Raw genomic sequence first — 23,597 nt, forward strand, 5'->3', positions numbered from 1 at the left:
CGTCGTCCGAGCTGCAGGGTTCGGGGCGGTGCACCACGCAACCGTGAAGGAGTGCAGCCATGGGCAAGGACCAGCAGGACGAGAACACCGAGTCGGTCAGCCAGGTGGACACCGACGAGCAGCGCCAAAAGGCCGCTGAGCAGGCGGACACCCAGGAGCAGCAGGAGTTCTTCGAGGAGCAGGCCGGCACGGAGGAGCAGTCCCAGGGCTACGGGCACTGAGCGCCGCACCGGGCAGCCGCTGACAGACGAACCGCCCCGCACCAGGAAGGTGCGGGGCGGTTTTCCTGCGCCGAGTGGCTGCGGGGCCGGTGGCTACTTCTTCTTGTTCTCGAGGGTCTGCTCGTACTGGGACAGGGCCAGACCCACGCTCATGAAAGTGGGGGCCCAGTGGCCCACGAAGATGCCCCAGCGGTCCGACTGCGCCTTGGAGTCGTCGCTCTTGAAGCGCGAGAGGCCCCAGGACACGAAGGCGAGGCCGATGGAGCCCATGCCCGCGGCGTAGGCGTACTCGGAGCGGATGCCGGCGTCGTGCAGAGTCTTCATGATCATGGTGCGATCTCCATTCAGGCCCGGAGGGCCGATGAGGTGATGCGGGGCTTGGGAGTTCCCAGCGTAGTCCGATTCGGCGGCGATGGTAAGTGGGGTGACGAAAGTTTGTTCGACGCTCCACGGTGTGGTCCATGCGGAGCTGCGTGGCAGGGTGGAGGCATGACTGAGACCGAATCACGGCGTGTTCTGCTGGCCGGCTGCGGGGACGTGGGAACCGCGCTGGGGCTGCGACTGAGCGAGCGGGGGTGGGCGGCCACCGGTGTGCGGCGGCATGCGGACCGGCTGCCCGCGCCGCTGGCAGGGGCGTCCCTGGATCTCACGGATCCCGGCGAGGCACGCCTTCCGGACGTGGACGCCGTGGTGGTCACCCTCACGGCGGACGGCCACGACGTCGCCGGGTACGAGCACACCTACCTGGGCGGCCTGCGGGGGTTGCGGCGCGCACTCGGGGAGCAGGAGCCGCTCGTGGTCCTGGTGTCCTCCACGGGTGTGCTGGGCGGCGACGGCGAACGCGTCACCGAGGACACCCCGCCCGACCCGCAGCGACCCACCGCCCACGTGCTGCTCGCGGCGGAGGATCTGGCGGCGGAGCTGTTCCCGGACCTCGTGATCGTGCGGCCCGCGGGCATCTACGGACCGGGGCGCACGTCCATGATCGAGCGGGTGCGCCGCGGGGCGCCCCTGGCACACCGGCGGGTGACCAACAGGATCCACCGGGACGACCTCGTGACGGTCCTGGTCACCCTGCTGGAACGGGGCACCGTGGCGGGCGAGCGGGAGGATTCCACGCAGACAGGGATGCCCGGCGGAGTCGGCGACGCGGCGGGTCAGCGAACGGGAGCCTCGCGGAGCGGGACGGTCGCGGGGGGAGGCGGTGCGGCGGCGTCGTCGGCACCGGCCCGGCTCCCGCGGCTGCTGCACGCCGTGGACCACGACGCCGCACGGCTGGGTGACGTGGCCGCGCACCTCGCGCACCGGCTGGGTGTGCCCGTGCCGCCGGACGACTCCGGGCCGGGGGAGGGGCCGCTCGGCAAGATCGTGGACGGTGAGCTGGTGCACGCCCTGGTGCCCCGCGAGGAGTGGCGGTACCCCACGTTCCGGGAGGGGTACGACGCGCTGCTGGCGGACGGGTCCGCGGACTCGTGGGTGGGGCGCGGATGAGCGAGGACGTCCACTGGTTCCTGCCCATCAACCCCGCCGCCCATGCGGAGCACATGCCCGCGGACTGGCGCACCCGTGAAGACGCCACGGAGGTGTGGGAGGCGATCGGGCGCTCGCAGCCCATCGACCGCTGGTGCCTGCGCACGGGCTTCCGCACCATGAAGGCGGGGGACGTGATCTGGGCGTACCTGTCCAAGAGGCAGGAGCTGTGCGCGGTGGGGCGGGTGCGGCGGACGGCGTTCGAGGTGGACGGCGTGGAGGCGCCCGAGACCGGGGACGGACCGTCGGAACTATCCCCTGCGGAGGATTGCGCGGGCGCCACCGGCGGGGAGGGCGGCTGGTACGTCTACGTGGACTGGGACGAGCCACGCACGGCGGAGCTGTGCCGCCGGCCGATCCCCAGGGCGGTGTTCGGGCAGGTGCCGATGTCGGTGGGGCGGGTGGGGGAGATCGCCTTGCACTCAATATCATAGCTGCGCGACGAGGCCATGCCGTGCAAGAGGTGATAAAAACCGTCTAGCCGCCGGAATTCACGAATATCAAAAGAGGGGAGCGGAAGTGACGCTGAAGTTCGACCCCTTGCCATCCGCAGCTATGGTCGCGTTCAGGTAAATAATAGTGGGGCTGAAGCCGTCAAGGGTAACTCGGCGGTACAGAGAAATTCGATTCACGCTGTACGAACTGGTGCCAGCGGAACCGTCCACATTGTATGGCGAAAGTCCGGTCGTACCACAGGCTTCCGTTCCATTCAGGCCGGCATCGCAGAAGGTGTCCACCGTCCCGGCACTTCCGTTGGCAGGAACATTTCCGCCGTTGCTGAGATTGTAGGACTTTCCGTTCGTGAGGCTGACTCTCGACTTGTTCTCCGCGTTGTTCGAGTAGAGCGAGCCTGAGGTGACGCCGCAGGCGCGAGCTTCTGCACTTGTTTTGAATCCAAAGTTCAGGTACACCTGCTTGCTCGCCACCCCGCCTAAGGATTCCCTGGTTACGTAGAGGTACGTGACGGTAAACGCAGACGCTGGCAACGTCTGCCCACCCCTGTAAGCGGCGCACGGTGACGCCGCGATGGCAGGCGCCAGTGTGCTGACTGCAATCACGGGAGCGGCCCACGCCGCACCCTTCGCCAGGGTCCGCCGCGAGACAGCCGAACCGGCGCCGTCGTGGGCGTCGGATGCGGGGGCGGGGGTACTGCGGGGGAAGGACAGCATACTCCAGTCTAAAACATGAGTTCACCGGCCTGGCCAGGCCCACTGTTGCGCCGTGTGACACCTCCCTGGACCTCGGCGCCCGGGCGTAGTTCAGTAGTGGTCCTTCCCCCGTCAACCACTTCTGGAACGTGCGCCCACGGGTGCACAGGAATCAGGCACACACATGATCCTCACCGGACTCGTCCTCGGCGCGCTGCTGGGCATCGTCATGCAGCGCGGCCGTTTCTGCGTCACGGGCATGCTGCGGGACATCTTCCTGCAGCGCTCGTGGCGCACGTTCACCGCTCTGCTCGTGGTGATCACGGTGCACGCCGTCGGGCTGGCCGCGCTCACCTCGCTCGGAGTGATCTCCCCTGACTACCCCTCGTTCATGCCGCTCGCGGTGGTCGTGGGCGGATTCATGTTCGGGGTGGGCATCATCCTGGCCGGCGGGTGCGCCTCCGGCACGTGGTACCGCTCCGGCGAGGGCCTGGTGGGCTCGTGGATCGCCCTGGCCATGTACGCGCTGTCCGCGTCCGCCATGAAGACCGGCGTGCTCAAGGGGTTCAACTCTGGAATGAAGGAGTGGGACACCGGGCTCACCACCATTCCCGGTGCCCTGGGCGTCTCCCCGTGGCTCTTCGTGATCGTGCTGGCGGCGGTCACCGGTGTGATGGTGCGCCACTTCCTCAATCGCGAGAAGTCTGCGGTCACGCCCGCCCGCCTGACCAACCGGCCCGTGTGGAAGCGCCCGCTGCACGTCTACACCGCGGGTGTCCTGGTGGGACTGATCGGCGTCGTCGCCTGGCCGCTGTCCGCGGCAACCGGGCGCAACGACGGCCTGGGCATTACCACCCCCACCGCCAACCTGCTCAACTTCCTGGTCACCGGCGCGGACAAGAAGCTGGACTGGGGCGTGATGCTCGTGCTCGGCATCCTGGTGGGCTCGTTCATCGCTGCCAAGTCCACGGGCGAGTTCCGCGTGCGCGTCCCGGACGCCAGGACCACCGTGCGCTCCATCGGCGGCGGCCTGCTCATGGGTGTCGGTGCAGCGCTGGCCGGTGGCTGCACGGTGGGCAACGGCATGGTCCAGACCAGCCTGTTCACCTTCCAGGGCTGGATCGCGCTGCTGTTCATCGCCCTGGGTGTGGGTGCGGCCACCAGGATCTGGCTCAAGCCCACCGTCACCCAGCCGGAGCAGGGCACCAGCGGGGGCACCTACTCCACCGCCGAGAGCCTGGACCACACCGTGGATGCCTCCGCACCGGACGACAACTCCATCGACGCCGCCCCCACGGCCCGCCCCCTCGCCACGGACACCGCCGCGCACGACGCCGCTCCCACCGCGGGTGCCCCCCGCACCTCGGGCGCGGACGTGTTCTCGGGACTCTCCGCGGCACCCACGGCGCTCATGGTCAGGAACCCGGGCGCAGCGGCGTCGTCGAAACTGAAGGACCTGGGGGACGGCTACTGGGCCCTGGACTCGCTCGGGGCGGTGTGCCCGTTCCCGCTGATCGAGGCCAAGGACGTGATGCAGACCCTGCAGAGCGGTGACCACCTGGTGATCGACTTCGACTGCACCCAGGCCACCGAGGCCATCCCGCAGTGGGCGGCCACGGACGGGCACGAGGTCACCGACTTCGTGGAGAAGGGCGACGCCAGCTGGCAGATCACCCTCCGCAAGGGCTGACCCCCCGCCCTGGAGGGGGGGGGACGAGCCCCGCGCACGAGGGGCGGCCGCGGGATCGACCACGGTGGGCGCCCACACCGGCACCACGAACCCCGCGCGAGGGCTGGCCGCTCCGTCGCGAGAACCGCGCACGTACCCGCTGCCGGTGGTAGCGGGTACGTGCGTTGTCAGCAAGGTGTCCAACACCACGGGGCCGGGTGCGGCCGCGTTTTTGGCACGGAGCCCCGGTGGGGATCATCCTGGGGGAATGACAGTTGAACTGGTGATCCTGGGCCTGGTGGTCGTGACCGCGCTGGCCTTCGACTTCACCAACGGATTCCACGACACCGGCAACGCCATGGCCACGTCCATCGCCACCGGAGCGCTCAAGCCCCGCACGGCCGTGACGCTGTCCGCGGTGCTGAACCTGGTGGGCGCGTTCCTCTCCGTGGAGGTGGCCACCACGGTCACCAAGGACGTGCTGCTCATCCAGACCCCGGACGGCGGGCTCGTCTCCGGGCTGGACCCCACGATCGCACTGACCCTCATCTTCTCGGGGCTCATCGGCGGCATCCTCTGGAACCTGGCCACGTGGTTGTTCGGCCTGCCCTCCAGCTCGTCCCACGCGCTGTTCGGCGGGCTCATCGGCGCGGGTCTCGCCTCGCTCGGGGTGGCCGGGGTGAACTGGGCCGGAGTGGTGCAGAAGATCCTGGTGCCCGCCGCGCTGGCCCCGTTCATCGCCGGGTGCGTGGCCGCTGTGGGAACCGCGCTCGTGTACCTCATCGCCCGCGGGGCGGACCGTCGCCACCGGGACCAGGGGTTCCGCTGGGGACAGGTGGGAACGGCGTCGCTGGTGTCCCTGGCCCACGGCACCGGTGACGCGCAGAAGACCATGGGCGTGATCGCCCTGGCCCTGATCGCGCACGGCAGCCTGAGCGTGCAGGGCATCGAGGAGGACGGTCTGCCCCCGTGGATCATCGTCTCGTGCGCGGTGGCCATCGCCCTGGGCACGTACCTGGGCGGCTGGCGCGTGATCCGCACGCTCGGCAAGGGCCTCGTGGAGATCGAGCCGCCGCAGGGGATGGCGGCCGAGGCGTCGTCGGCGGCCATCATCCTGACCTCCAGCCACTTCGGCATGGCGCTGTCCACCACGCACGTGGCCACCGGCTCCATCCTCGGATCCGGGGTGGGCAAGCCCGGCGCCACGGTGCGCTGGGGCGTGGCCGGGCGCATGGTGGTGGGCTGGCTGCTCACGCTGCCCGCCGCGGCCGTGGTGGGTGCGGCGTGCTTCGTGGTCGCCCACGCGATCGGGGGACTGGCCGGCGCCGTGGCCATCTTCCTGTTCATGGTGGTCACGTCAGCCCTGATCTTCATGCGCTCCCGCCACCAGAAGGTGGACCGCCACAACGTCAACGACGACTGGGACGAGGGCACCACCCCCGCACCCGGCGACTCCCTCCGCTCCGGTACCCAGGAGGTCACCCGCTCATGATTGCCGAGATGGCGAGATCCGCCCTGGCCGTGCTCGTGGCCGGCCTGTGCTTCGGCGCCGGCCTGCCCGCGCTGTTCACCGTGGGCATCACCCTGTGGAGCCGCGCCACCCCGGACCCCGGCCCCGACGGCACGGCCCGCAGGAACCCCGTGGCGCTCGCCGGGGCGGTACTCTGCTTTGCGATCGTGCTCGCCGCGGTGCTGATCGGGGTCCTCTGGATCACCCGCAAGAGCTTGGAGCACTACCTAGGGATCACGGTGTTCGGATGATGACTTTCGACGCGGCTCTCGAGCACATTCGGGCCGCCTACCCGCAGGGCGTCCCGCCCGAGCAGCACGCCGCGCTCGCGGAGCTGCTGGCTCGCACGGTGGGCCCGCACCGCACCGAGCGCCTGCTCGAGGCGCTGGACGTTCCGGCGGGAGACCTCCTGGGCCCCGCCACGTCCTCCGAGGCCCAGCAGCACGACGTCGCCGCGGAGCTCGCGCGCGCCGGGTGGCCCCTGGTGGGCGCCAGCCAGGACGAACCACCCCGCCAGCCCGGCTACGTGGCGCGGGTGATGAACTGGCTGCGGGCTGACTACCCCAACGGGGTCCCCGCCCAGGACTACCTCCCGGTGCTCGCGGTGCTTCGCCCCCAGCTGGACGACGCGGACATGGCCGCGATCGCGGACCAGCTGGCCCAGGACGCCCGGGAACAGGGGGTGGCACCCTCCGAGGCCGATGCCCGCGACGCCATCCAGCGCGCCACGGAGGACGAGCCCAAGCCCGAGGAAATCGCACGCATCCGCGCGATGCTCGCGGCGCACGGGTGGCCGTTCGAGGGGGAGTAGGGCGCGGCGGGGCGCCACGCGTGGGGCGGGCGATGTCCCGTGGGTGGCCCGACGCGCAGGGAGAGGTTCTGCCCCCTGAAACGCACTTTCCGGGGGCAGAACCTCTCCTCAGACGCTGTGCGCCTAAGGCCATGGGTGTCTCAGTCCCGTTCGTGGAGCAGTCGGGAGGCTTCCCGCCCCGAGCGTGTTGACGGGCCCGGCTGCACGGGTGGTCCCCCACCTGGGGGGCGCACAATGGCCCCATGTTCGAGAACTTCGAGACCCACCGCATTCCGGTCCCCGGGGCCACCATCCACGCGCGGACCGGCGGGCAGGGCGAGCCGCTCCTGCTGCTGCACGGCTTCCCGCAGACCCACGCCATGTGGCACCGACTGGGCCCTGCCCTCGCGCGGGACCACCGCTTGGTGGTCGCGGATTTGCGCGGCTACGGGAACTCCACGGCGCACAGCGAGGAGTTCAGTTTCCGGGCCATGGCGGCGGACATGGTGGCCGTGATGCGCCACCTGGGCCACGAGAGTTTCGACGTGGTGGCCCACGACCGCGGCGCGCGCACCGCCCACCGCATGACCCTGGACTTCCCGGACGCGGTGCGCTCCGTGGCGCTGCTGGACATCCTCCCCACCCCCACCGTGTGGGAGCTCATGGACGACTGGCTGGCCACCCGGTACTACCACTGGCTGTTCCTGGCCCAGCCAGCACCCATGCCGCAGCGGCTCATCAGCGCCGAGCCCCTCACCTTCCTGCACGCGGCCCTCGGGGGACTGGGTGGCACTCCCGGTTCCCTGGACACGTTCGACCCCGAGGCGCTCGCGGCTTACGAGGCCGCCGCCCAGAACCCGTCCGTCGTGGCCGCGTGGTGCGCGGACTACGCCGCGGCCGCCGGTGTGGACCGGGAGCACGACGACGCCGACCGCGGCACCTCTCGCAACCTCCCCGCCCTGCTGCTCTGGGGCAGCAACGGCGTGGTGGGTGCCCAGACGGACCCGCTGGAGGCGTGGCGGCCGTGGCTGCCACGCATCACCGGCCGGGCGGTTCCCACCGGGCACTTCATGGTGGAGGAGCGCCCGGACGAGGTGCTGGCGGAGATCCAGGAGCACCTGGCGGCCGCCGCACGGGATTGAGAGGACCGCCCGTCAGACATGCGAGTGCACTTCCATCCTTGGAAACCGCGGTTCCTGGGGCGGAAGTGCACTCACCTGCGAGAGGCGGCCCCGCGGCGTCGTCCGCGCGGGGCCGTGGCGGGATCAGCCCGGGTTCATCGCCCGCGGCGCCCCCATGCCCGGGTCCACCTGGGTGGGACCGCTGGCGGAGGGGCGGATGTCCACGTCGAAGATCTCGGTGGGCAGGTACACCGTGGCGCACGAGTTGGGGATGTCCACCACCCCGGAGAAGCGGCCCTCGATGGGGGCGGCGCCCAGCAGCAGGTACGCCTGCTCCTTGGACCAGCCGAACTTGGCGAGGTAGTCGATGGCGTGCAGGATCGCGCGCTGGTAGGACAGGTGCGAGTCCAGGTAGCGCTGCTCGCCGTCGAGCGTCACGGACGTGCCCGAGAACGCCAGCCACTCCGAGTACACGGGACCGTTGCGTCCGGGCATGAAGATGGCGTTCTCGCTCACGCCGTAGGTGTCCATGCCGCCCTTGATCACGTCCACATGGATGTCGATGAAACCGCCCATCTCGATGCCGCCGCAGAACGTGATCTCGCCGTCCCCCTGGGAGAAGTGCAGGTCACCCATGGAGAGGTTCGCCCCGGACACGTACACCGGGTAGAACACGCGCGAGCCCTTGGTGAAGTTCTTGATGTCCTGGTTGCCGCCGTTCTCGCGCGGGGGAGCGGTGCGGGCGCCCTCGCCGGCCACGCGGTCGTAGTCCGCGCCGGTCAGCGAGCCGAGGATCGCGGAGTCCGGCTCCGGCGGCAAGGCCAGCGGGGGCACGCGGTTCGGTTCGGTGGCGATCAGGTCGCCCTCGCGCTTGTTCCACGTCTTCAGCAGCTCCGCGGACGGCGCAGTGCCCATGAGGCCGGGGTGGACCATACCCGTGAACTTCACGCCGGGGATGTGCCGGGACGTGCACTCGCCGCCGCGGAAGTCCCACACCGCCTTGTACGCGTCCGGGAACTGGTCCACCAGGAAGCTGCCGCCGTTCTTCTGCGCGAAGATTCCCGTGTAGCCCCAGCCCTGTCCGGCCAGCGGGCCCTCCTCCTGGGGGATGGGACCCACGTCCAGGATGTCCACGATCAGCAGGTCGCCGGGCTCCGCACCCTCGATGCGGAAGGGCCCGGACAGCGCGTGCACCCGGTTCAGTGGGGCGTCCCGGATGTCGTCCGCGGAGTCGTCGTTCTTGATGGCGCCGTCGAACCACTCGCGGCAGTCGATGCGGTAGCTCTCCCCGCGCTTGAGCGTGGCCACGGGCGGGATGTCGGGGTGCCAGCGGTTGTGGCCGGTCAGCTTCTGCTCGGTGAAGGGCTTGGTGGAGTCCAGCGGGAAAATCACTTCTGGCATGGTCCGTGACCTTTCTGGAGAGCCCCGCGGGCGGTTCCCGCGCGGCAGTGCGGGGAAGCTAGGGCCGCGGCAGCTTCGCGTGCCGGGGGTCGCGGGAGACCCGGGGTGCTGCTCCCGGGGCGCCTGCCTGCCCGGGCACGGAGCGGACGACGTCGGGCGCGTCAGCCGTGCGGGCGGCGTCGTCGATGGCGCGTGCCTGCGGGGAGTTCGCGCGGGAGAGGCCCACGGCGGAGAACACGCGGCGGGAGTCCGCGCCGCACGTCGGGCACTGCTGCGCACGGGGCACCCGGGCCATGGCGTGGTGGGCGTCGAACGGCCCGCAGGCCTCGCACCGGAATTCGTAGACGGGCATGTGGTGCTCCCTTCGCGCGTAGTAGTGACCCTAGTACCGGGCGCCCCCGGGGAACAGGGCGGGCAGGGTCGTGAATCCCAGGTGTAGAAACGACTGCGCAGCGGCGCGTCTGGCGGGTACTTCTCCTCCTCAGAGCCACCGGGGCGCGTTCCTGGCCTGCCGGGTCTCTCCGGGCTCCGGCGCAATGCAGCAGGCCGGGCACCCTCTGCGGCGGGCACCCGGCCCAGTGGCGTCGACTGGGCCGCGCGGCGTCGTCGCCCGGGGACGACGACGCCGCGCGGCTCAGTTGAGCGGGCCCGTGGCGGTCTCGACCGTGCTCACGAGACGGCCGGAGGCCACGTACTGGACGGCGGCGTCGATCTCCGGGGCCATGAAGCGGTCTGGGCCGGGCGCGCCCACGGTGCCGGCGAGGTCCGCGATCACGGCGCTCGCGGCGGGGCCCGGCTGCAGGGGAGCGCGCAGGGCGATGGCGCGGGTGGAGGTCAGCAGCTCGATCGCGATCACGCGCTGCAGGTTCTGCACGGCCTTGCGCAGCTTGCGGGCGGCGTGCCAACCCATGGACACGTGGTCCTCCTGCATTGCAGAGCTCGGGATGGAGTCCACGGACGCGGGCACCGCGAGGCGCTTCATGTCCGAGACGAGCCCGGCCTGCGTGTACTGCGCGATCATCAGCCCGGAGTCCGTGCCCGGGTCCTCCGCGAGGAACGGGGGCAGGCCGTGGGAGCGGGCCGGGTCCAGCATGCGGTCGGTGCGGCGCTCGGACATGGACGCCAGGTCCGCAATGGGGATGGCCAGGAAGTCCAGCACGTAGGCCACGGGCGCGCCGTGGAAGTTGCCGTTGGAGCTCACGGTGCCGTCGTCCAGGACCACGGGGTTGTCCACGGCCGCGGCGAGCTCCTGCTGCGCGACGGCCAACGCGTAGCGGACGGTGTCCCGGCTGCCGCCCGCCACCTGGGGGGCGCAGCGTAGGGAGTAGGCGTCCTGCACGCGGTCGTCGCCCACGCGGTGGGAGGCCACGATCCCGGAGCCTTCCAGCACCTTGAGCATGTTCGCTGCGGCATACTTCTGGCCCGGGTGGGGGCGCAGCGGCTCGTGCAGCTCGGGGACGAACACGCGGTCAGTGCCCAGCAGGCCCTCCACGGAGAAGGCGGCGGTGATGTCCGCGGCGGTGAGGAGGTTCTGCAGGTCCGCCAGCGCCATGATGAGCTGGCCCAGCATGCCGTCCGTGCCGTTGATGAGCGCCAGGCCCTCTTTCTCGGCGAGGGTCACGGGCTCGATCCCGGCCTCGGCGAGCAGCTCGGGCACGGGACGCTCGGTGCCGTCCGGTCCGACGGCGCGGCCCTCACCCATGAGCACGAGCGCGCAGTGGGCGAGCGGTGCCAGGTCACCCGAGCAGCCCAGTGAGCCGAACTCGTGCACCACCGGGGTGATGCCCGCGTTGAGCACGGCGAGCATGGTCTCCAGGGTCTCCACCCGGATGCCCGTGTGCCCCGAGGCCAGGGTCTTGGCACGCAGGAACATGAGCGCCCGCACCACCTCCCGCTCCACGGTGGGCCCGGTGCCCGCGGCGTGGGAGCGCACCAGGGACTTCTGCAGCCGGGTGCGCTTCTCCAGGGGGATGTGCTTGTTGGCCAGCGCGCCGAATCCGGTGGAGATCCCGTACGCGGGCACGTCCGACGCCGCCAGCTCATCGATGTTCCGGCGCACCCTCGCGACGTGCTCGCGGGCCTCGTCGGTCAGCTCCACGCGGGCGTCGTGGCGGGCGACGGCGATCACGTCACCCACCGTGACGCCGGAGGAGCCCAGCTGCACGGTGGTGGGGAGGTCGGTGTCGAAGAGGGTCATGGGGAAGAGTCCTTCCGGTCGATGGTCCGAGTCGTCTGGGCAACTCGTGGAGAAGAAAAGGGGTGGCCTGCGAGTGACCCGGGGTGGATGACCCCGGGTCACTCGGTGCGCTCAGATCTCCCGGCGGCCCGCCCGCCACACGCCCCACGTGAGGGGCATGCCGGGGCGGTAGGCCAGGTGCACGGCCTGCGGGGCGTCCAGCACGTGGAGGTCCGCGCGCGTTCCCACCGCGAGGTGGCCCACGGCGGGCCGGCCCGGGGTGGAGACGTCCCGCCGCAGCGCCTTGGCGCCGCCGAGCGTGGCGGCACGGATGGCCTCGTCCACCGTGAGCTCCATCTGCAGCACCGCAGTGGCCACGCAGAAGTTCATGGACGTGGTGTAGCTGGTGCCGGGGTTGCAGTTGGAGGCGATTGCCACGGTGGCTCCCGCGTCCAGCAGCTCACGGGCCGGGGCCAGCGGGGCACGGGTGGAGAGGTCGCACGCCGGCAGCACGGTGGCCACGGTGCCCGAGCCGGCCAGCGCCGCCACGTCCTCGTCCGAGAGGAAGTTGCAGTGGTCCACGGACGCCGCCCCCAGCTCCACGGCCAGGGACACACCCTCACCGGGGCCGATCTGGTTGCCGTGCACCCGCAGCCCGAGCCCCGCGTCCCGGCAGGCCTCGAGCACGCGGCGCGACTGCTCCGGATTGAACGCCCCGCGCTCGCAGAACACGTCCGCCCACTGCACGTACGGGGTTACGGCCTCGAGCATGGGCCCGCACACCGTCTCCACGTACTCGTCCGCGTCCACGCCCTCGGGCACCAGGTGGGCACCCAGGAACGTGACCTCGTCCGCGGCGTCCGCGGCGATCTTCGCCGCGCGCAGCTCCTGCTCCACGTCCAGGCCGTAGCCCGTCTTCGTCTCCAGGTAGGTGGTGCCACCGGCCACGGCATCCCGCACGCGCCCGGCCACGAGCCCGCGCAGGGTTTCGTCGCTGGCTTCCCGGGTGGCGTTCGTGGTCACGCCGATGCCACCCGCCGCGTATGCCTCGCCGGCCATACGCGCGGCGAACTCCTCCCCGCGGTCCCCGGCGAACACCAGGTGCGTGTGCGAGTCCACCCAGCCGGGCAGCCCCGCGCGCCCCTCCACGTCCACGGCGCGGTCCGCCGCGGGCGCCTCGGAGGCGCGGCCCACCCATGCGATCAGCCCGTTCTCGACGACGACGGCCGCGTCCCGGAGCACGGAGTCCTCACCTCGCGCGGGGTCCACCGTGTGCAGCTCGCCGATGCCGGTGATGAGCTCGGACCCGCCGGCGGACGACGCCGCCCGGTGCGACCGCGCGCCCGGCTGGGCTGCGTCGCTGGTCGCCCCCGGTGCCGTCCCCGAGGAGGCGGCACCCGGGTGAGAATCGGCGCGGAGCCCGCGTGCGGCGTCGTCGTCCCCGGTGGGGGAGGTGGGGCGCCCGCTCACTGGTCCGCCTGGCGGGTGGCCGCGAGGTCGTTGTGCATGGGGATGTTGACGCCGCGCTCGTCCGCCACCTGGATGGCGCGCTCGTAGCCGGCGTCCGCGTGGCGGATCACGCCCATGCCGGGGTCGTTGGTGAGCAGGCGCTCGAGCTTCTGCGCGGCGAGCTCGGTGCCGTCCGCCACGGAGACCTGGCCCGCGTGGATGGAACGGCCGATGCCCACGCCGCCGCCGTGGTGGATGGAGACCCAGGTGGCGCCGGAGGACGCGGCGGTGAGCGCGTTGAGCAGCGGCCAGTCCGCGATCGCGTCCGAACCGTCCTTCATGGACTCGGTCTCGCGGTAGGGCGAGGCCACCGAACCGGAGTCCAGATGGTCGCGGCCGATCACGATGGGCGCGGACACCTTGCCCTCGGCCACGAGCTGGTTGAACAGCAGCCCGGCCTTGTGGCGCTCGCCGTAGCCCAGCCAGCAGATGCGCGCGGGCAGGCCCTCGAACTCCACGTGCTCCTGCGCGGCGTCGATCCACTCGTGCAGGTGCTTGTTGTCCGGGAAGAGCTCCTTGATGGCGTTGTCCGTGACCTCGATGTCCTTGGGATCGCCGGAGAGCGCCACCCAGCGGAAGGGGCCGAGACCCTCGCAGAACAGCGGGCGGATGTACGCCGGGACGAAGCCCGGGAACTCGAACGCGCGGGTGTAGCCGGCGTGGCGGGCCTCGTCGCGGATGGAGTTGCCGTAGTCGAAGACCTCGGCGCCCTCGTCCTGGAACTCGACCATCGCCTGGACCTGGGCAGCCATGGCTTCCTGGGCCTTCTTGGTGAAGCCGATGGGATCGGCCTTGGCCTCGGCGTCCCACTGCTCCACGGTGAATTCGGTGGGCAGGTAGGACAGGGGATCGTGCGCGGAGGTCTGGTCGGTCACGACGTCCACGGAGATCTCGCCCGCGCGGTGGCGGCGCAGCAGCTCCGGGAACACGTCCGCGGCGTTGCCCACGTAGCCCACGGACAGCGCGCGGCGCTCGTTCTTGGCCGCCATGACCTTGGCGAGGGCGGTGTCCAGGTCCGTCTCCACCTCGTCCAGGTAGCGCTTGGACTGGCGGCGCTTGAGGCGCGTCTCGTCCACGTCCACGACGAGGCACGCACCGCCGTTCAGCGTCACGGCCAGCGGCTGGGCGCCGCCCATGCCGCCGCAGCCGCCGGTGATGGTCAGGGTGCCGGCCAGGGTGGGCTCGGGGATGCGGCCCTCCTCGTGCATCTTGCGGGCGACGGCGTAGAACGTCTCGTAGGTGCCCTGCAGGATGCCCTGCGTGGCGATGTAGATCCAGGACCCGGCGGTCATCTGGCCGTACATCATGAGGCCCTCGTCCTCGAGCTTGCGGAACTCGGGCCACGTGGCCCAGTCGCCCACCAGGTTGGAGTTGGCGATCAGCACGCGCGGGGCCCACTTGTTGGTGCGCAGCACGCCCACGGGCTTGCCGGACTGCACCAGGAGGGTCTCGTCCTCCTCGAGCTCCTTGAGGGTCTTGACGATGGCGTCGAAAGCCTCCCAGCTGCGGGCCGCGCGGCCGGTGCCGCCGTAGACCACCAGGTCGTCCGGACGCTCGGCGACCTCCGGGTCCAGGTTGTTCATGAGCATGCGCATGGGCGCTTCGGTCTGCCAGCTCTTGGCGCTGATCTCGGTGCCGCGGGGTGCGCGGACGGGGCGGGCGTTGGGCAGTGCCATGAGTGGTCCTCCTGGTGCGGGTCGGTCCGGGGCGTGTGAGGCCGCGGACGGGGAATGAGTCCATGGGACCACGGGCGGTGACGGGGGTCACGGGTTCTGGAGGGGGTTGTGTCTGGGATGCCAGACAAGATGCGCGGGGCAAAGCCCTTGTAGCGTCAGTGCAACGCAAGATAACTTGTAAGTGTGGATGAGCCGATCATCGCGCCGTCAGCGTTGAAGCACGGCCTCGTGGAGGCCGACATTCTTCACGCCTACCGCAACCCGATCCGTGCGTGGGACCTCGGTGAGGGGTTCACCATGCTGATTGGTGCGAACCGGGCCGCCATCGTTCTGGAAGTCGGATACGTGCAGGGACACACCGCTGACGTCATCGTCCACGCCATGCCTGCCCGTCGGAAATATCTGAGGTGATGACCATGCCCCGAACCGTAGAGGAAATCCTTGCTCACGCCGATGAGCTGGCTGCGCGCTTCGAGCAGTACGAGCCGCGGCTCGAGGACGAGCTGGACGTGGATGCAATCACGGCTCTGCGCGCGGCCGTCGCTGAACAGTCCGCCGCAGAACGTCACGTCATCGACGCCGTGCGCACGGCTCGTCGCGCGGGCATGTCATGGGCTGCAATCGGCACTTTCGTCGGAACGACCGGTGAGGCCGCTCGGCAGCGCTACACGCGACTCGTGGCGTGATAGCGGGGCCCCGGGGCAACAACGTCAGGGCCTCATGCACTTAGGCTTGCCCCCCGGAGTCGATGACGGGCTAGACAGAGGAAGGTTATGACGGTTACAGGCACCTATACTCTCCCATCACCACTATTGGTACATGAAAGTCTGCTCGGAAACGTTAGTGTCTTTGACTTTGAAGAGCAACCTGTCGAAGTGTTCCTTCCATTTTTAGAACCAGAGGGATCTCCGGTCCCCCTAATGTGACGTGGTTGGATAGTCAGTCTGAGGTTGGAGTCGACTGGATGGGGAATCCTCCTGACCCTAGGGCGGATTGGATAGGGCCTCCCCCCACTCCAACAAGCGGTCCCGGGGTATTGCAATTGCGTCGAGTTGCGGTGCGCTTACCTTCACGGTCAGACCCAGCTGGCGTCGGGGAGTGCCTCGACCGATGGTTCGACTTTATGGCCACCTGGATCGAGGTTAGGTTCGGTCAGGATTTAAACTGGAATTGGCCAATAAACAACCTGGAGACTCCTGGTGCCAATTTTGAGCCATCCTCTCGGCGCGATGAATCCAGTCGCTTGCTCTTGTACTGGGATGCGAGTATTCCGCTGTATGGACGCGACTGGGGAGGGCTCCTGCGACTGTCGTCTTCGGGGCAGCTCCCGCCTCTGGAAGAAATCTTATTATGTTCAGCCAAGACCTGGGAAAGGCGAAGAAAGAGTCGACTGGCAGTAATAGATGCGGGGTTAGCTGCGGAAATTGCAGTGGAAAAATTGCTACGAGAACACCTCCCCCCTTCGTTCAATTTAAAAAGTAAGTCATTTTTTGCCATGATCGATCTCATCTACGCGAATAACATCCCCACGCAGGTCTCTAAAGAATCTCTGCATTTATTACGGATGGCTCGAAATGATGCGGTCCATGAAGGTGCTGGAATATCTTCGGAGGATCTAGCGCGAATAATATTGACTGCGAACGGGCTCGTGAAGGAGGTTTACAAGCCAGTCGTCTTTTAAATTCCGGAAAAAAGAACGGGTGTTGACCAGCTTAGTTTTTCTGTGCTCATTGTTGTAAAAGACCAATGTGGGTTGTGGTGGAGATGCCCCAGACGTTTTTTTGTGAGTTCCCAAACAGTAGCTCGACGGTAAAAGACATCCAAAGCAGATCCTCTTCCACCTGCTCCCATGCGCAGAACGACGGTTGAGTTTCGACCCATAAGAGTGACCGGGAACGCCGCATCGTTTACTACAGAGACCCCGCCGCCGTGGAAGTTGAGAAATCCTTCGATCCACACCGGCCAGTAGTGCCGCCGAGTCAGAACCAAGATGCCTTCCTCTCCCCAGGTGGCCTCCCAGGGTGCTTCCCGGCCTAGTTGGAGCCAATCCGCAATCGCGATGAGGAAGGCTGCGCAGGCAATAGCTAGAGCGGCTAGGGAGATGAGGTTAGTTGTGTCCACGTAACTATCATCCTCCACTCTCTTGCGAGCGATGCCTGGTGGTGCCCCGGGTCTGGTCCTGTCCTCCTCAGTCGGCGAGTCGCAGAATCCCAAGGCGCACTGTTCTAGTTGTGAAAGGGCATGGCGTGGTCGTTAGTGGATACGGGTCGGGGCCGGTTGTGGCGGAAAGGGCCCGTCGGTCATGGGGAGCCCGCGGGTCCATCCAACTTTCAGTCCCCACCCCCCGGCACTGCCCCATGCAACCGCCGCGTCAGCACCTCCGCCGTCCGCCTTACGTGCCCCACCAGTTCCGCCCGCCGCTCGTCGTCGATCTTGTGCCCCAGGAACGTCAGCGCCACCCCCGCCACCGGCAGCCCCCGGTGGTCGTGCGCCGCAACAGCCACGGACGCGAAGTTCGGCGTCACGTCTCCCTCCTCCACGGCCCAGCCGCGCTCCCGGGTCCGCGAGAGCTCCGCGCGCAGCTGGCTCGGCGTCGTGATCGCCGTACTCTCCCAGCGCGACGCGAACGAGTCCCGGTCCGGGTACAGCGCCCGCACCTGCGCGGCGGGCAGGCCCGCGAGCATCGACCGCCCGCTCGCCGTGAGGTGCGCCGGGATGCGCACCCCCACGTTCGTCACCAGCGACGGCTTGTACGGCGCCCGCTCCTCCACCACGTAGACCACGTCCCGCCCGTGCATCACTGCCAGGTGCGCGTTCTCGCCCACCGCGTCCACGAGCGCGCGCAGCAGCGGCTCGCCCAGCCGCGCCATCGGGTCCTGCCGCGTGTACGCCGAGGACAGCTCGAACGCCGCGATCCCCAGTCCGTACAGCCGCTCCTCCGGCAGGTGCACCACGAACCCCTGCTCGGTCATCACCGCCAGCAGGTGGTACACGCTGGACCGCGGCAGCTCCAGCGCCGTCGCAATCGACGACGCCGCCACCGGCCCCTTCCGCGACGCCAGGAACCGCAGGATCCGCAGCGTGCTCTGGGCGGCAGGCACCTTGGCTCCCGGCATGGGGTCTCCTTCGACGTGCGGGGGTGGGTGACGACGACGCCGCGCGGCCACCGTGCGTGCCCCCGACCCGGCGTGTCGTACGATCTGCGTGTCTGGAATACCAGACGATATCTGGTGTCGGGCCTCCCCGCGATCCCTGATGATGGGCTTGTGTGGAGCAAAGGGTAATTCAGATCACACGCGAGCACCGCGAGGCGGCCCGGGGAGGCGGCACCGCGGGGAAGGACGCTGCATGACGACCACCCGGATCACCCCGCCGGACCCCCCCGTGTGGAGTGGCAGGACGGACGGGGACACCCCCGAGCACCTGCGTTGGCACCAGCGAGCACGGCAGGGCATCGCTCATGAAGCCGCGCAGCAGACCCCTCAGAATGCCTCGCGAGGTGACGGACAGCGCGGCGCCGACCAGGACACTGCTGCGCAGACTGCGCCGACTGCGCAGACCGCGCAGACCCCCGCCGTCGAGCTCATCGGCTTCTCCTGCGACGAGGGCGTGCGCCGCAACAAGGGTCGCGTGGGCGCCTCCGAGGGCCCGGACGCCCTGCGCGGTGCCCTCGCCCCCCTGGCGATGCATGCCGACTTCGGCATCCACGACGCGGGCACCGTGGTGGTCCCGGACCGCGACCTGGAGGGCGGCCAGGACACCCTGGGGAACGAGGTCGCGCGCCTCCTGGACACCGGCAATCCCGTGGTCGTCCTGGGCGGCGGCCACGACACCGCGTGGGGCAGCTACCTGGGCCGCACCCGCTGCGAACACCTGCGGGACCAGCGCGTGGGCGTGCTGAACCTGGATGCCCACTTCGACCTGCGGCAAGCGGACGAGCCCTCCTCCGGCACCCCGTTCCTGCAGATGGCCCGCGCGGACCGGGAGGCCGGCCGCACGTTCGACTACACCGTGCTCGGCATCAGCGAGCCCAATAACACCGGTGTCCTGTTCCGCACCGCGGACGAGCTGGGCGTGGAGCACCTCACGGACGAGCAGTGCCAGCCCCGCCACCTCGACGCCGTCCTGGAGGTCGTGGACCGCCTCGTCGAGCGCGTGGACGCCATCCACCTGAGCATCGACCTGGACGTCCTGCCCGCCGCCGTGGCGCCCGGCGTGAGCGCCCCGGCCGGATACGGTGTTCCCCTGGAGACCGTCCAGGCCGTGTGCCACCGCGTGGCCCGCAGCGGCAAACTGGTGCTCGTGGACGTGGTGGAGCTGCTGCCGCGGATGGACGTGGACGGCCGCACCGCCCGCGCCGCCGCGCGCCTCATCACCACCCTGGCCCACGACGCCCTGATCACCACGACGCCGCACCTGGCCACCGCGGGCACGTCCCCGCACGCGGGAGGCGCGGGGACGACGTCGTCCACCGAGGCGGCGCCCGCCGCACCGACCCCACCGACCGGCCCCGCCGGGAACACCACAGGAGAGCGCCATGAGTAGTCCCGCATCCCCGCCGCCCGCACCGCAGCAGGGCGGGGCGGGCCACCCCACCCTGTCCCGCGGGCTGAGCATGCGCCACATCCAGTTCATCGCGCTGGGCTCGGCGATCGGAACCGGGCTGTTCTACGGCTCGGCCACCGCCATCCAGGTGGCCGGCCCGTCGGTGATCCTCGCGTACCTGATCGCCGGAGCGGTGGTCTACATGGTCATGCGGGCCCTGGGCGAGATGGCCGTGCGCCACCCCGTCCCTGGTTCATTCGGCCAGTATGCCGCGCGCTACCTGGGCCCGTTCGCGGGCTTCGTCACGGGCTGGACGTTCGTGTTCGAGATGATCGTGGTGGCCATTGCGGACGTCACCGCGTTCGGCGTGTACATGGGCTTCTGGTTCCCGGACACCCCCCGCTGGATCTGGGTCACCGCCGTCATCCTGTTCATTGCCGCGATCAACACCCGCAACGTGAAGATCTTCGGCGAGATGGAGTTCTGGCTGACCATCATCAAGGTGGGGGCCATCCTGGCGATGATCGGCGGCGGCATCGTGCTCATGGTGATCGGCGTCTCCTACGCCCCGGGCGAGCCCGTGGGGCTGCAGAACCTGGTGGACCACGGAGGCTTCATGCCCAACGGCCTGGGCGGTCTGCTGGCCGCGCTGTCCGTGGTGGTCTTCGCGTTCGGCGGCATCGAGACCATCGGCATCACCGCCGGTGAAGCCGGTGATCCGGCCCGCTCCATCCCCAAGGCCGTCAACGCCGTGCCCGCCCGCATCCTGCTGTTCTACGTGGGCACCATGGTGGTGCTGATGTCCCTGGTGCCGTGGACCGAGATCACCGGCGAGGCCAGCCCGTTCGTGCAGATCTTCTCCGCCCTGGGTATTCCCGCTGCGGCATCCATCCTCAACGTGGTGGTCATCGTCGCCGCCGTCTCCGCGATCAACGCCGACACCTTCGGCGCGGGCCGCATGCTCTTCGGCCTCGCGGAGCAGGGCCAGGCGCCCCGGGCCTTCACCAAGGTCTCCCGCAACGGCGTCCCGTGGCTCACCGTGGTGGTCATGGGCATCGCCCTGGGCATCGGCGCGGTCCTCAACGCTGTGATCCCCGAGGACGTGTTCCTCATCATCGCCTCGATCGCCACGTTCGCCACCGTGTGGGTGTGGCTCATGATCCTGCTCTCGCACATCGCCATGAGGCGGGAGATCGAGCGCAAGAACCGCCCCGAGTCCGAGTTCAAGGTCCCGTTCTGGCCCGTGGCCTCGTGGGCCGCGACCGTCGGCATCCTGTTCGTGATCGTGCTGCTCGGCTGGTTCCCGGACACCCGCGTGGCGCTGATCGTGGGCGTCGTGTGGCTCGTGCTCCTGGGCGTGGGCTACGCGCTGTTCGTCCGGGGCAGCGGCCGCCACCGCCCGCCGCTGGACGACCACACTGCGCTGATCACCCTGCCCCGCAGCTGATCCCCGCCTGCTGAGAGCCCCGGCCCGTTCGCGAGCCGGGGCTTTCCCATGCCCGGACGACGACGCCGCACGGCCGGGCCCGCGCGCCCCGTCACGCGCCGCGCGGGTCACGGGTTCGTCCTCGCGGGGCCGTGGCCGCCTCCTGAGCGGGGCGCGGCCGCCGTCCGCTCCAGCGCCTGCCCGTGACGCGCTGGCGCCGCTCCGTGCTCCCTGAGCAGGCCACCCGGGGCACGGCGGCGTCGCGCCCCGGCGGGCTACCGGGCGGACTCCGGGGAGGCGGGGACGGCGGCGTCGTGCGCGGGAGCGTGTGCGGTGCCCACGCCCGCGGCCACGAGCGCGACGATCTCCCGCATCCGCTCCAGCACCAGGTCCAGCTCCGCGCGACCCTGGCGGGCGCGGTTGAGCTCGGCCAGCCCGCTGGTGACGATCATCCGCGCACCCACGTCCAGGGGGGCGGCGTCGGCGTCCGAGGCGGCGGGGCGGCAGCCCGCGAGCATCCGGGCGATGTGGTCCTCCAGCTTCTCCACGAGCACCAGCACCTCGCGGCGGTGCGGCAGGTCCTCGCCGAAGAGGATCTCGCGCGCGATCCACACCGTGGTCTCTGGCCAGTGGACGGCCATGTCGAAGATGGGGTCGAGCGAGTCCATGATCGCGTCCACCACAGCGGCGGGGGAGCGCTGGGCGGGGCCGGGGGTCGCGTCCAGGGCGTCGTTGACGTGGTCCGCCCAGATGTTCTCGGTGACCATCATGAGCAGCTCCGCCTTGGTGGCGGCGTACTGGAACACGGTGCCCGCTGCCACGTCCGCGCGGGCGGCCACCTCGCTCATGGACATCTGCGCGTAGCCCTTCTCGCTCACGAGCGCGCGGGCGGCGGCCAGGATGCGAGCGCGCTTCTCGGCCTTGGCGATTTCGCGGCGGCCGGGACCGCGCGGACTCACGCGGGAGGCCGCGTGCTCCAGGGGATGTCCCCGGCGGCGCGGCGTCGGGTTCTGAATTTTCTCCACCAGATAATTGTATTGCACTCAAAATTGATTAGGCTCAATTATGTACGCAGGGAGCGCCAGAGCGACGCCCCGCGGAAGGAGGAACGACATGCAGTTCACAGCAGGCAACTACGAGGCCTTCATGCGGCCCCGCCCGGCGGAGCACGCCCAGGACACCCGCGCGTGGATCGTGGGGTCCGGTCTGGCCGGCCTCGCCGCGGCGGTGTTCCTGGTCCGGGACGCCGGCGTGCCCGGCGAGAACGTGACCGTGGTGGAGAAGGGGCGGCTGCCCGGCGGCGCCCTGGACGGTCTGGACGTCCCCGAGAAGGGGTTCGTGATCCGCGGCGGGCGCGAGCTCGAGAACCACATGGAGTGCCTGTGGGACATGATGCGCTCTGTGCCGTCCCTGGAGATTGAGGGCGCGTCCGTGCTGGACGAGTTCGCGTGGCTCAACCGGGACGACCCCAACTACTCCCTGTGCCGCGCCACCGTGAAGCAGGGCCAGGACGCTGGCCACGAGGGCAAGTTCGACCTCCCGCAGCGCGCGCAGAAGGACCTGCTGCACGTCTTCATGGCCACGCGCGAGGAGATGGAGGGCAAGCAGATCCAGGAGGTCATGAGCAAGGAGTTCCTGGCCTCCCCGTTCTGGATGTACTGGCGCACCATGTTCGCGTTCGAGGAGTGGCACTCCGCGCTGGAGTTCAAGCTCTACCTGCACCGCTTCGTGCACCACATCGGCGGGCTGCCGGACTTCTCTGCGCTGAAGTTCTCCAAGTACAACCAGTACGAGTCCTTCGTGCTGCCCCTGATCTCCTACCTCACGGAGCGCGGCGTCACCTTCCAGTACGACACCGACGTCCGCGACATCGACTTCTCCCACCGCAACGGCGAGATCCGCGCCACCGCGATCCACTGGGTGCGCGAGGGCGCCACCGAGACCCAGGAGCTTGGTGAGCACGACCTCGTGCTCACCACCATCGGCTCCCTCGTGGACAACTCGGACGACGGCGACCACGCCACCCCCGCGAAGCTCGACCGCGGTCCCGCCTCGGCCTGGGACCTGTGGAAGCGGATCGCCGCCAAGGACCCCTCCTTCGGGCGCCCCGAGGTGTTCTGCTCCTCGATCGACAAGACCAAGTGGGAGTCTGCCACCGTCACCACCCTGGACGAGCGGATCCCCGAGTACATCCGGAAGATCGCGCAGCGGGACCCGTTCAGCGGCCGCGTGGTCACGGGCGGGATCGTCACGGCGGAGGACTCCTCGTGGCTGCTCAGCTGGACCGTGAACCGCCAGCCGCACTTCAAGAAGCAGCCGAAGGACCAGGTCGTGGTGTGGGTCTACTCGCTGTTCGTGGACACCCCCGGCGACTTCGTGAAGAAGACCATGGCCGAGTGCACGGGTGAGGAGATCACCCAGGAGTGGCTCTACCACCTGGGCGTTCCGGTGGAGGAGATCCCGGAGCTCGCGGCCACCGGCGCCAAGACGGTGCCCGTGATGATGCCGTACGTGACCAGCTTCTTCATGCCGCGCCACGCGGGCGACCGCCCGCAGGTGGTGCCCGAGGGCGCCCGGAACTTCGCCTTCCTGGGTCAGTTCGCGGAGACGGGCCGCGACTGCATCTTCACCACCGAGTACTCGGTGCGCACCGGCATGGAGGCCGTCTACCAGCTCATGGGCGTGGAGCGCGGCGTTCCCGAGACGTGGGGCAGCACCTACGACGTGCGGGTGCTGCTGGAAGGCCTCACCCGGCTGCGGGACGGCGAGAAGGTCCGGATCCCCGGGCCGGAACCGCTGCGCAAGCGGCTGCGTCGTCGTCTGGAGAACGGCGAGGTGGGCGAGCTGCTCGAGGAGTACGGCGTGCTGTGACCCT

At 69.6% G+C, this 23,597-nt stretch carries 24 protein-coding genes and 1 pseudogene; 15 read left to right on the forward strand and 10 right to left on the reverse strand.

Annotation, left to right across the window (positions count from 1 at the left end; translation table 11 throughout):
- The first annotated feature begins 59 nt into the window (after nt 1-59).
- Nucleotides 60-221, forward strand: coding sequence for a hypothetical protein (locus P8S73_RS07565; RefSeq protein ID WP_183085986.1), 162 nt, complete (start codon nt 60-62; stop codon nt 219-221).
- Between the two features lie 93 nt (nt 222-314).
- On the opposite strand, the gene P8S73_RS07570 is transcribed toward P8S73_RS07565, so the two are convergent.
- Nucleotides 315-551 carry a hypothetical protein gene (locus P8S73_RS07570; protein WP_070637294.1) on the reverse strand — a complete coding sequence of 79 codons (237 nt, stop codon included), beginning with the start codon at nt 549-551 and terminating at the stop codon, nt 315-317.
- Between the two features lie 159 nt (nt 552-710).
- On the opposite strand from P8S73_RS07570, the gene P8S73_RS07575 reads away from it, so the two are divergent.
- Nucleotides 711-1,712 (forward strand): NAD-dependent dehydratase, encoded by a 1,002-nt coding sequence (locus P8S73_RS07575; RefSeq protein WP_121566835.1) that lies wholly within the window; start codon nt 711-713, stop codon nt 1,710-1,712.
- Nucleotides 1,709-2,185: a hypothetical protein gene (locus tag P8S73_RS07580; protein WP_121566837.1), complete on the forward strand. Its 477-nt coding sequence runs from the start codon at nt 1,709-1,711 to the stop codon at nt 2,183-2,185. The genes P8S73_RS07575 and P8S73_RS07580 overlap by 4 nt, the downstream gene beginning before the upstream one ends.
- A gap of 66 nt (nt 2,186-2,251) precedes the next feature.
- Here P8S73_RS07580 and P8S73_RS07585 read toward each other — a convergent pair whose 3' ends face one another.
- Nucleotides 2,252-2,677 (reverse strand): hypothetical protein, encoded by a 426-nt coding sequence (locus P8S73_RS07585; protein ID WP_144803090.1) that lies wholly within the window; start codon nt 2,675-2,677, stop codon nt 2,252-2,254.
- A 481-nt stretch (nt 2,678-3,158) separates the two neighbouring features.
- On the opposite strand from P8S73_RS07585, the pseudogene P8S73_RS07590 reads away from it, so the two are divergent.
- The 6 genes and pseudogenes from P8S73_RS07590 to P8S73_RS07615 all read left to right on the forward strand — a co-directional run.
- A pseudogene (locus P8S73_RS07590) lies at nt 3,159-3,989 on the forward strand (YeeE/YedE family protein); the annotation flags it as partial.
- 387 nt (nt 3,990-4,376) lie between these two features.
- Nucleotides 4,377-4,589 (forward strand): sulfurtransferase TusA family protein, encoded by a 213-nt coding sequence (locus P8S73_RS07595; RefSeq protein WP_338074425.1) that lies wholly within the window; start codon nt 4,377-4,379, stop codon nt 4,587-4,589.
- A 247-nt stretch (nt 4,590-4,836) separates the two neighbouring features.
- Nucleotides 4,837-6,060 carry an inorganic phosphate transporter gene (locus P8S73_RS07600; protein WP_102613673.1) on the forward strand — a complete coding sequence of 408 codons (1,224 nt, stop codon included), beginning with the start codon at nt 4,837-4,839 and terminating at the stop codon, nt 6,058-6,060.
- An 8-nt stretch (nt 6,061-6,068) separates the two neighbouring features.
- Nucleotides 6,069-6,329 (forward strand): hypothetical protein, encoded by a 261-nt coding sequence (locus P8S73_RS07605; RefSeq protein ID WP_235586634.1) that lies wholly within the window; start codon nt 6,069-6,071, stop codon nt 6,327-6,329.
- On the forward strand, nt 6,326-6,889 hold the full coding sequence (locus P8S73_RS07610) for a DUF3349 domain-containing protein (RefSeq protein WP_102613672.1): 564 nt from the start codon (nt 6,326-6,328) through the stop codon (nt 6,887-6,889). The genes P8S73_RS07605 and P8S73_RS07610 overlap by 4 nt, the downstream gene beginning before the upstream one ends.
- A gap of 242 nt (nt 6,890-7,131) precedes the next feature.
- Nucleotides 7,132-8,010 (forward strand): alpha/beta fold hydrolase, encoded by an 879-nt coding sequence (locus P8S73_RS07615; RefSeq protein ID WP_396350293.1) that lies wholly within the window; start codon nt 7,132-7,134, stop codon nt 8,008-8,010.
- Between the two features lie 123 nt (nt 8,011-8,133).
- Here P8S73_RS07615 and fmdA read toward each other — a convergent pair whose 3' ends face one another.
- The 5 genes from fmdA to P8S73_RS07640 all read right to left on the reverse strand — a co-directional run bounded on the left by fmdA (nt 8,134) and on the right by P8S73_RS07640 (nt 14,751).
- Complete coding sequence (gene fmdA / locus P8S73_RS07620) at nt 8,134-9,390, reverse strand: formamidase (protein ID WP_121566798.1); 1,257 nt, start codon at nt 9,388-9,390, stop codon at nt 8,134-8,136.
- 58 nt (nt 9,391-9,448) lie between these two features.
- Complete coding sequence (locus tag P8S73_RS07625; RefSeq protein WP_396350294.1) at nt 9,449-9,742, reverse strand: FmdB family zinc ribbon protein; 294 nt, start codon at nt 9,740-9,742, stop codon at nt 9,449-9,451.
- Between the two features lie 282 nt (nt 9,743-10,024).
- Nucleotides 10,025-11,587: a histidine ammonia-lyase gene (hutH, locus tag P8S73_RS07630; RefSeq protein ID WP_396350295.1), complete on the reverse strand. Its 1,563-nt coding sequence runs from the start codon at nt 11,585-11,587 to the stop codon at nt 10,025-10,027.
- A gap of 111 nt (nt 11,588-11,698) precedes the next feature.
- The gene (hutI, locus tag P8S73_RS07635) at nt 11,699-12,862 is read right to left on the reverse strand and encodes an imidazolonepropionase (protein WP_259919196.1); all 1,164 of its coding nucleotides are present in this window, start codon (nt 12,860-12,862) and stop codon (nt 11,699-11,701) included.
- A 170-nt stretch (nt 12,863-13,032) separates the two neighbouring features.
- Complete coding sequence (locus P8S73_RS07640) at nt 13,033-14,751, reverse strand: urocanate hydratase (protein WP_396350296.1); 1,719 nt, start codon at nt 14,749-14,751, stop codon at nt 13,033-13,035.
- A gap of 183 nt (nt 14,752-14,934) precedes the next feature.
- Here P8S73_RS07640 and P8S73_RS07645 point away from each other — a divergent pair, with 183 nt between their 5' ends.
- From P8S73_RS07645 to P8S73_RS07655, 3 genes are all read left to right on the forward strand, one after another.
- Nucleotides 14,935-15,162, forward strand: a complete 228-nt coding sequence (locus P8S73_RS07645) for a hypothetical protein (protein ID WP_019310340.1) — start codon at nt 14,935-14,937, stop codon at nt 15,160-15,162.
- Between the two features lie 5 nt (nt 15,163-15,167).
- Nucleotides 15,168-15,437 carry a hypothetical protein gene (locus P8S73_RS07650; RefSeq protein WP_224764850.1) on the forward strand — a complete coding sequence of 90 codons (270 nt, stop codon included), beginning with the start codon at nt 15,168-15,170 and terminating at the stop codon, nt 15,435-15,437.
- A gap of 437 nt (nt 15,438-15,874) precedes the next feature.
- Nucleotides 15,875-16,432, forward strand: a complete 558-nt coding sequence (locus P8S73_RS07655) for a DUF4145 domain-containing protein (RefSeq protein ID WP_158217866.1) — start codon at nt 15,875-15,877, stop codon at nt 16,430-16,432.
- Here the strand turns inward: P8S73_RS07655 and P8S73_RS07660 are convergent.
- Entirely contained in the window at nt 16,429-16,872 is a 444-nt protein-coding gene (locus tag P8S73_RS07660) for a hypothetical protein (protein WP_141564918.1), read from the reverse strand. The two genes, P8S73_RS07655 and P8S73_RS07660, sit on opposite strands and share 4 nt — an antisense overlap.
- Before the next feature lie 209 nt (nt 16,873-17,081).
- Nucleotides 17,082-17,867, reverse strand: coding sequence for an IclR family transcriptional regulator (locus P8S73_RS07665; protein ID WP_019310338.1), 786 nt, complete (start codon nt 17,865-17,867; stop codon nt 17,082-17,084).
- Between the two features lie 232 nt (nt 17,868-18,099).
- Here P8S73_RS07665 and hutG point away from each other — a divergent pair, with 232 nt between their 5' ends.
- Nucleotides 18,100-19,296 carry a formimidoylglutamase gene (gene hutG, locus P8S73_RS07670; RefSeq protein WP_019310337.1) on the forward strand — a complete coding sequence of 399 codons (1,197 nt, stop codon included), beginning with the start codon at nt 18,100-18,102 and terminating at the stop codon, nt 19,294-19,296.
- Nucleotides 19,289-20,743 carry an amino acid permease gene (locus P8S73_RS07675; protein ID WP_019310336.1) on the forward strand — a complete coding sequence of 485 codons (1,455 nt, stop codon included), beginning with the start codon at nt 19,289-19,291 and terminating at the stop codon, nt 20,741-20,743. The genes hutG and P8S73_RS07675 overlap by 8 nt, the downstream gene beginning before the upstream one ends.
- Before the next feature lie 254 nt (nt 20,744-20,997).
- On the opposite strand, the gene P8S73_RS07680 is transcribed toward P8S73_RS07675, so the two are convergent.
- On the reverse strand, nt 20,998-21,747 hold the full coding sequence (locus tag P8S73_RS07680) for a TetR/AcrR family transcriptional regulator (RefSeq protein ID WP_396350297.1): 750 nt from the start codon (nt 21,745-21,747) through the stop codon (nt 20,998-21,000).
- A gap of 88 nt (nt 21,748-21,835) precedes the next feature.
- Here P8S73_RS07680 and P8S73_RS07685 point away from each other — a divergent pair, with 88 nt between their 5' ends.
- Complete coding sequence (locus P8S73_RS07685; protein ID WP_396350298.1) at nt 21,836-23,593, forward strand: oleate hydratase; 1,758 nt, start codon at nt 21,836-21,838, stop codon at nt 23,591-23,593.
- The last annotated feature ends 4 nt before the right edge of the window (nt 23,594-23,597 follow it).

Origin of the sequence: Kocuria sp. ChxB, assembly GCF_044359605.1 — a bacterium.
Lineage (GTDB): Bacteria > Actinomycetota > Actinomycetes > Actinomycetales > Micrococcaceae > Kocuria > Kocuria rhizophila.

Excerpts from the sequence above, each read along its gene's own strand:
- P8S73_RS07570 (WP_070637294.1), bottom strand. The coding sequence starts at position 551 with ATGATCATGAAGACTCTGCACGACGCCGGCATCCGCTCCGAGTACGCC.
- P8S73_RS07685 (WP_396350298.1), top strand. The coding sequence starts at position 21,836 with ATGCAGTTCACAGCAGGCAACTACGAGGCCTTCATGCGGCCCCGCCCG.
- P8S73_RS07665 (WP_019310338.1), bottom strand. The coding sequence starts at position 17,867 with ATGCCGGGAGCCAAGGTGCCTGCCGCCCAGAGCACGCTGCGGATCCTG.
- P8S73_RS07575 (WP_121566835.1), top strand. The coding sequence starts at position 711 with ATGACTGAGACCGAATCACGGCGTGTTCTGCTGGCCGGCTGCGGGGAC.
- P8S73_RS07565 (WP_183085986.1), top strand. The coding sequence starts at position 60 with ATGGGCAAGGACCAGCAGGACGAGAACACCGAGTCGGTCAGCCAGGTG.
- P8S73_RS07580 (WP_121566837.1), top strand. The coding sequence starts at position 1,709 with ATGAGCGAGGACGTCCACTGGTTCCTGCCCATCAACCCCGCCGCCCAT.
- fmdA (WP_121566798.1), bottom strand. The coding sequence starts at position 9,390 with ATGCCAGAAGTGATTTTCCCGCTGGACTCCACCAAGCCCTTCACCGAG.
- hutG (WP_019310337.1), top strand. The coding sequence starts at position 18,100 with ATGACGACCACCCGGATCACCCCGCCGGACCCCCCCGTGTGGAGTGGC.
- P8S73_RS07615 (WP_396350293.1), top strand. The coding sequence starts at position 7,132 with ATGTTCGAGAACTTCGAGACCCACCGCATTCCGGTCCCCGGGGCCACC.
- P8S73_RS07640 (WP_396350296.1), bottom strand. The coding sequence starts at position 14,751 with ATGGCACTGCCCAACGCCCGCCCCGTCCGCGCACCCCGCGGCACCGAG.
- P8S73_RS07650 (WP_224764850.1), top strand. The coding sequence starts at position 15,168 with ATGCCCCGAACCGTAGAGGAAATCCTTGCTCACGCCGATGAGCTGGCT.
- P8S73_RS07610 (WP_102613672.1), top strand. The coding sequence starts at position 6,326 with ATGATGACTTTCGACGCGGCTCTCGAGCACATTCGGGCCGCCTACCCG.
- P8S73_RS07600 (WP_102613673.1), top strand. The coding sequence starts at position 4,837 with ATGACAGTTGAACTGGTGATCCTGGGCCTGGTGGTCGTGACCGCGCTG.
- P8S73_RS07625 (WP_396350294.1), bottom strand. The coding sequence starts at position 9,742 with ATGCCCGTCTACGAATTCCGGTGCGAGGCCTGCGGGCCGTTCGACGCC.
- P8S73_RS07675 (WP_019310336.1), top strand. The coding sequence starts at position 19,289 with ATGAGTAGTCCCGCATCCCCGCCGCCCGCACCGCAGCAGGGCGGGGCG.
- hutH (WP_396350295.1), bottom strand. The coding sequence starts at position 11,587 with ATGACCCTCTTCGACACCGACCTCCCCACCACCGTGCAGCTGGGCTCC.
- P8S73_RS07655 (WP_158217866.1), top strand. The coding sequence starts at position 15,875 with ATGGCCACCTGGATCGAGGTTAGGTTCGGTCAGGATTTAAACTGGAAT.
- P8S73_RS07605 (WP_235586634.1), top strand. The coding sequence starts at position 6,069 with ATGGCGAGATCCGCCCTGGCCGTGCTCGTGGCCGGCCTGTGCTTCGGC.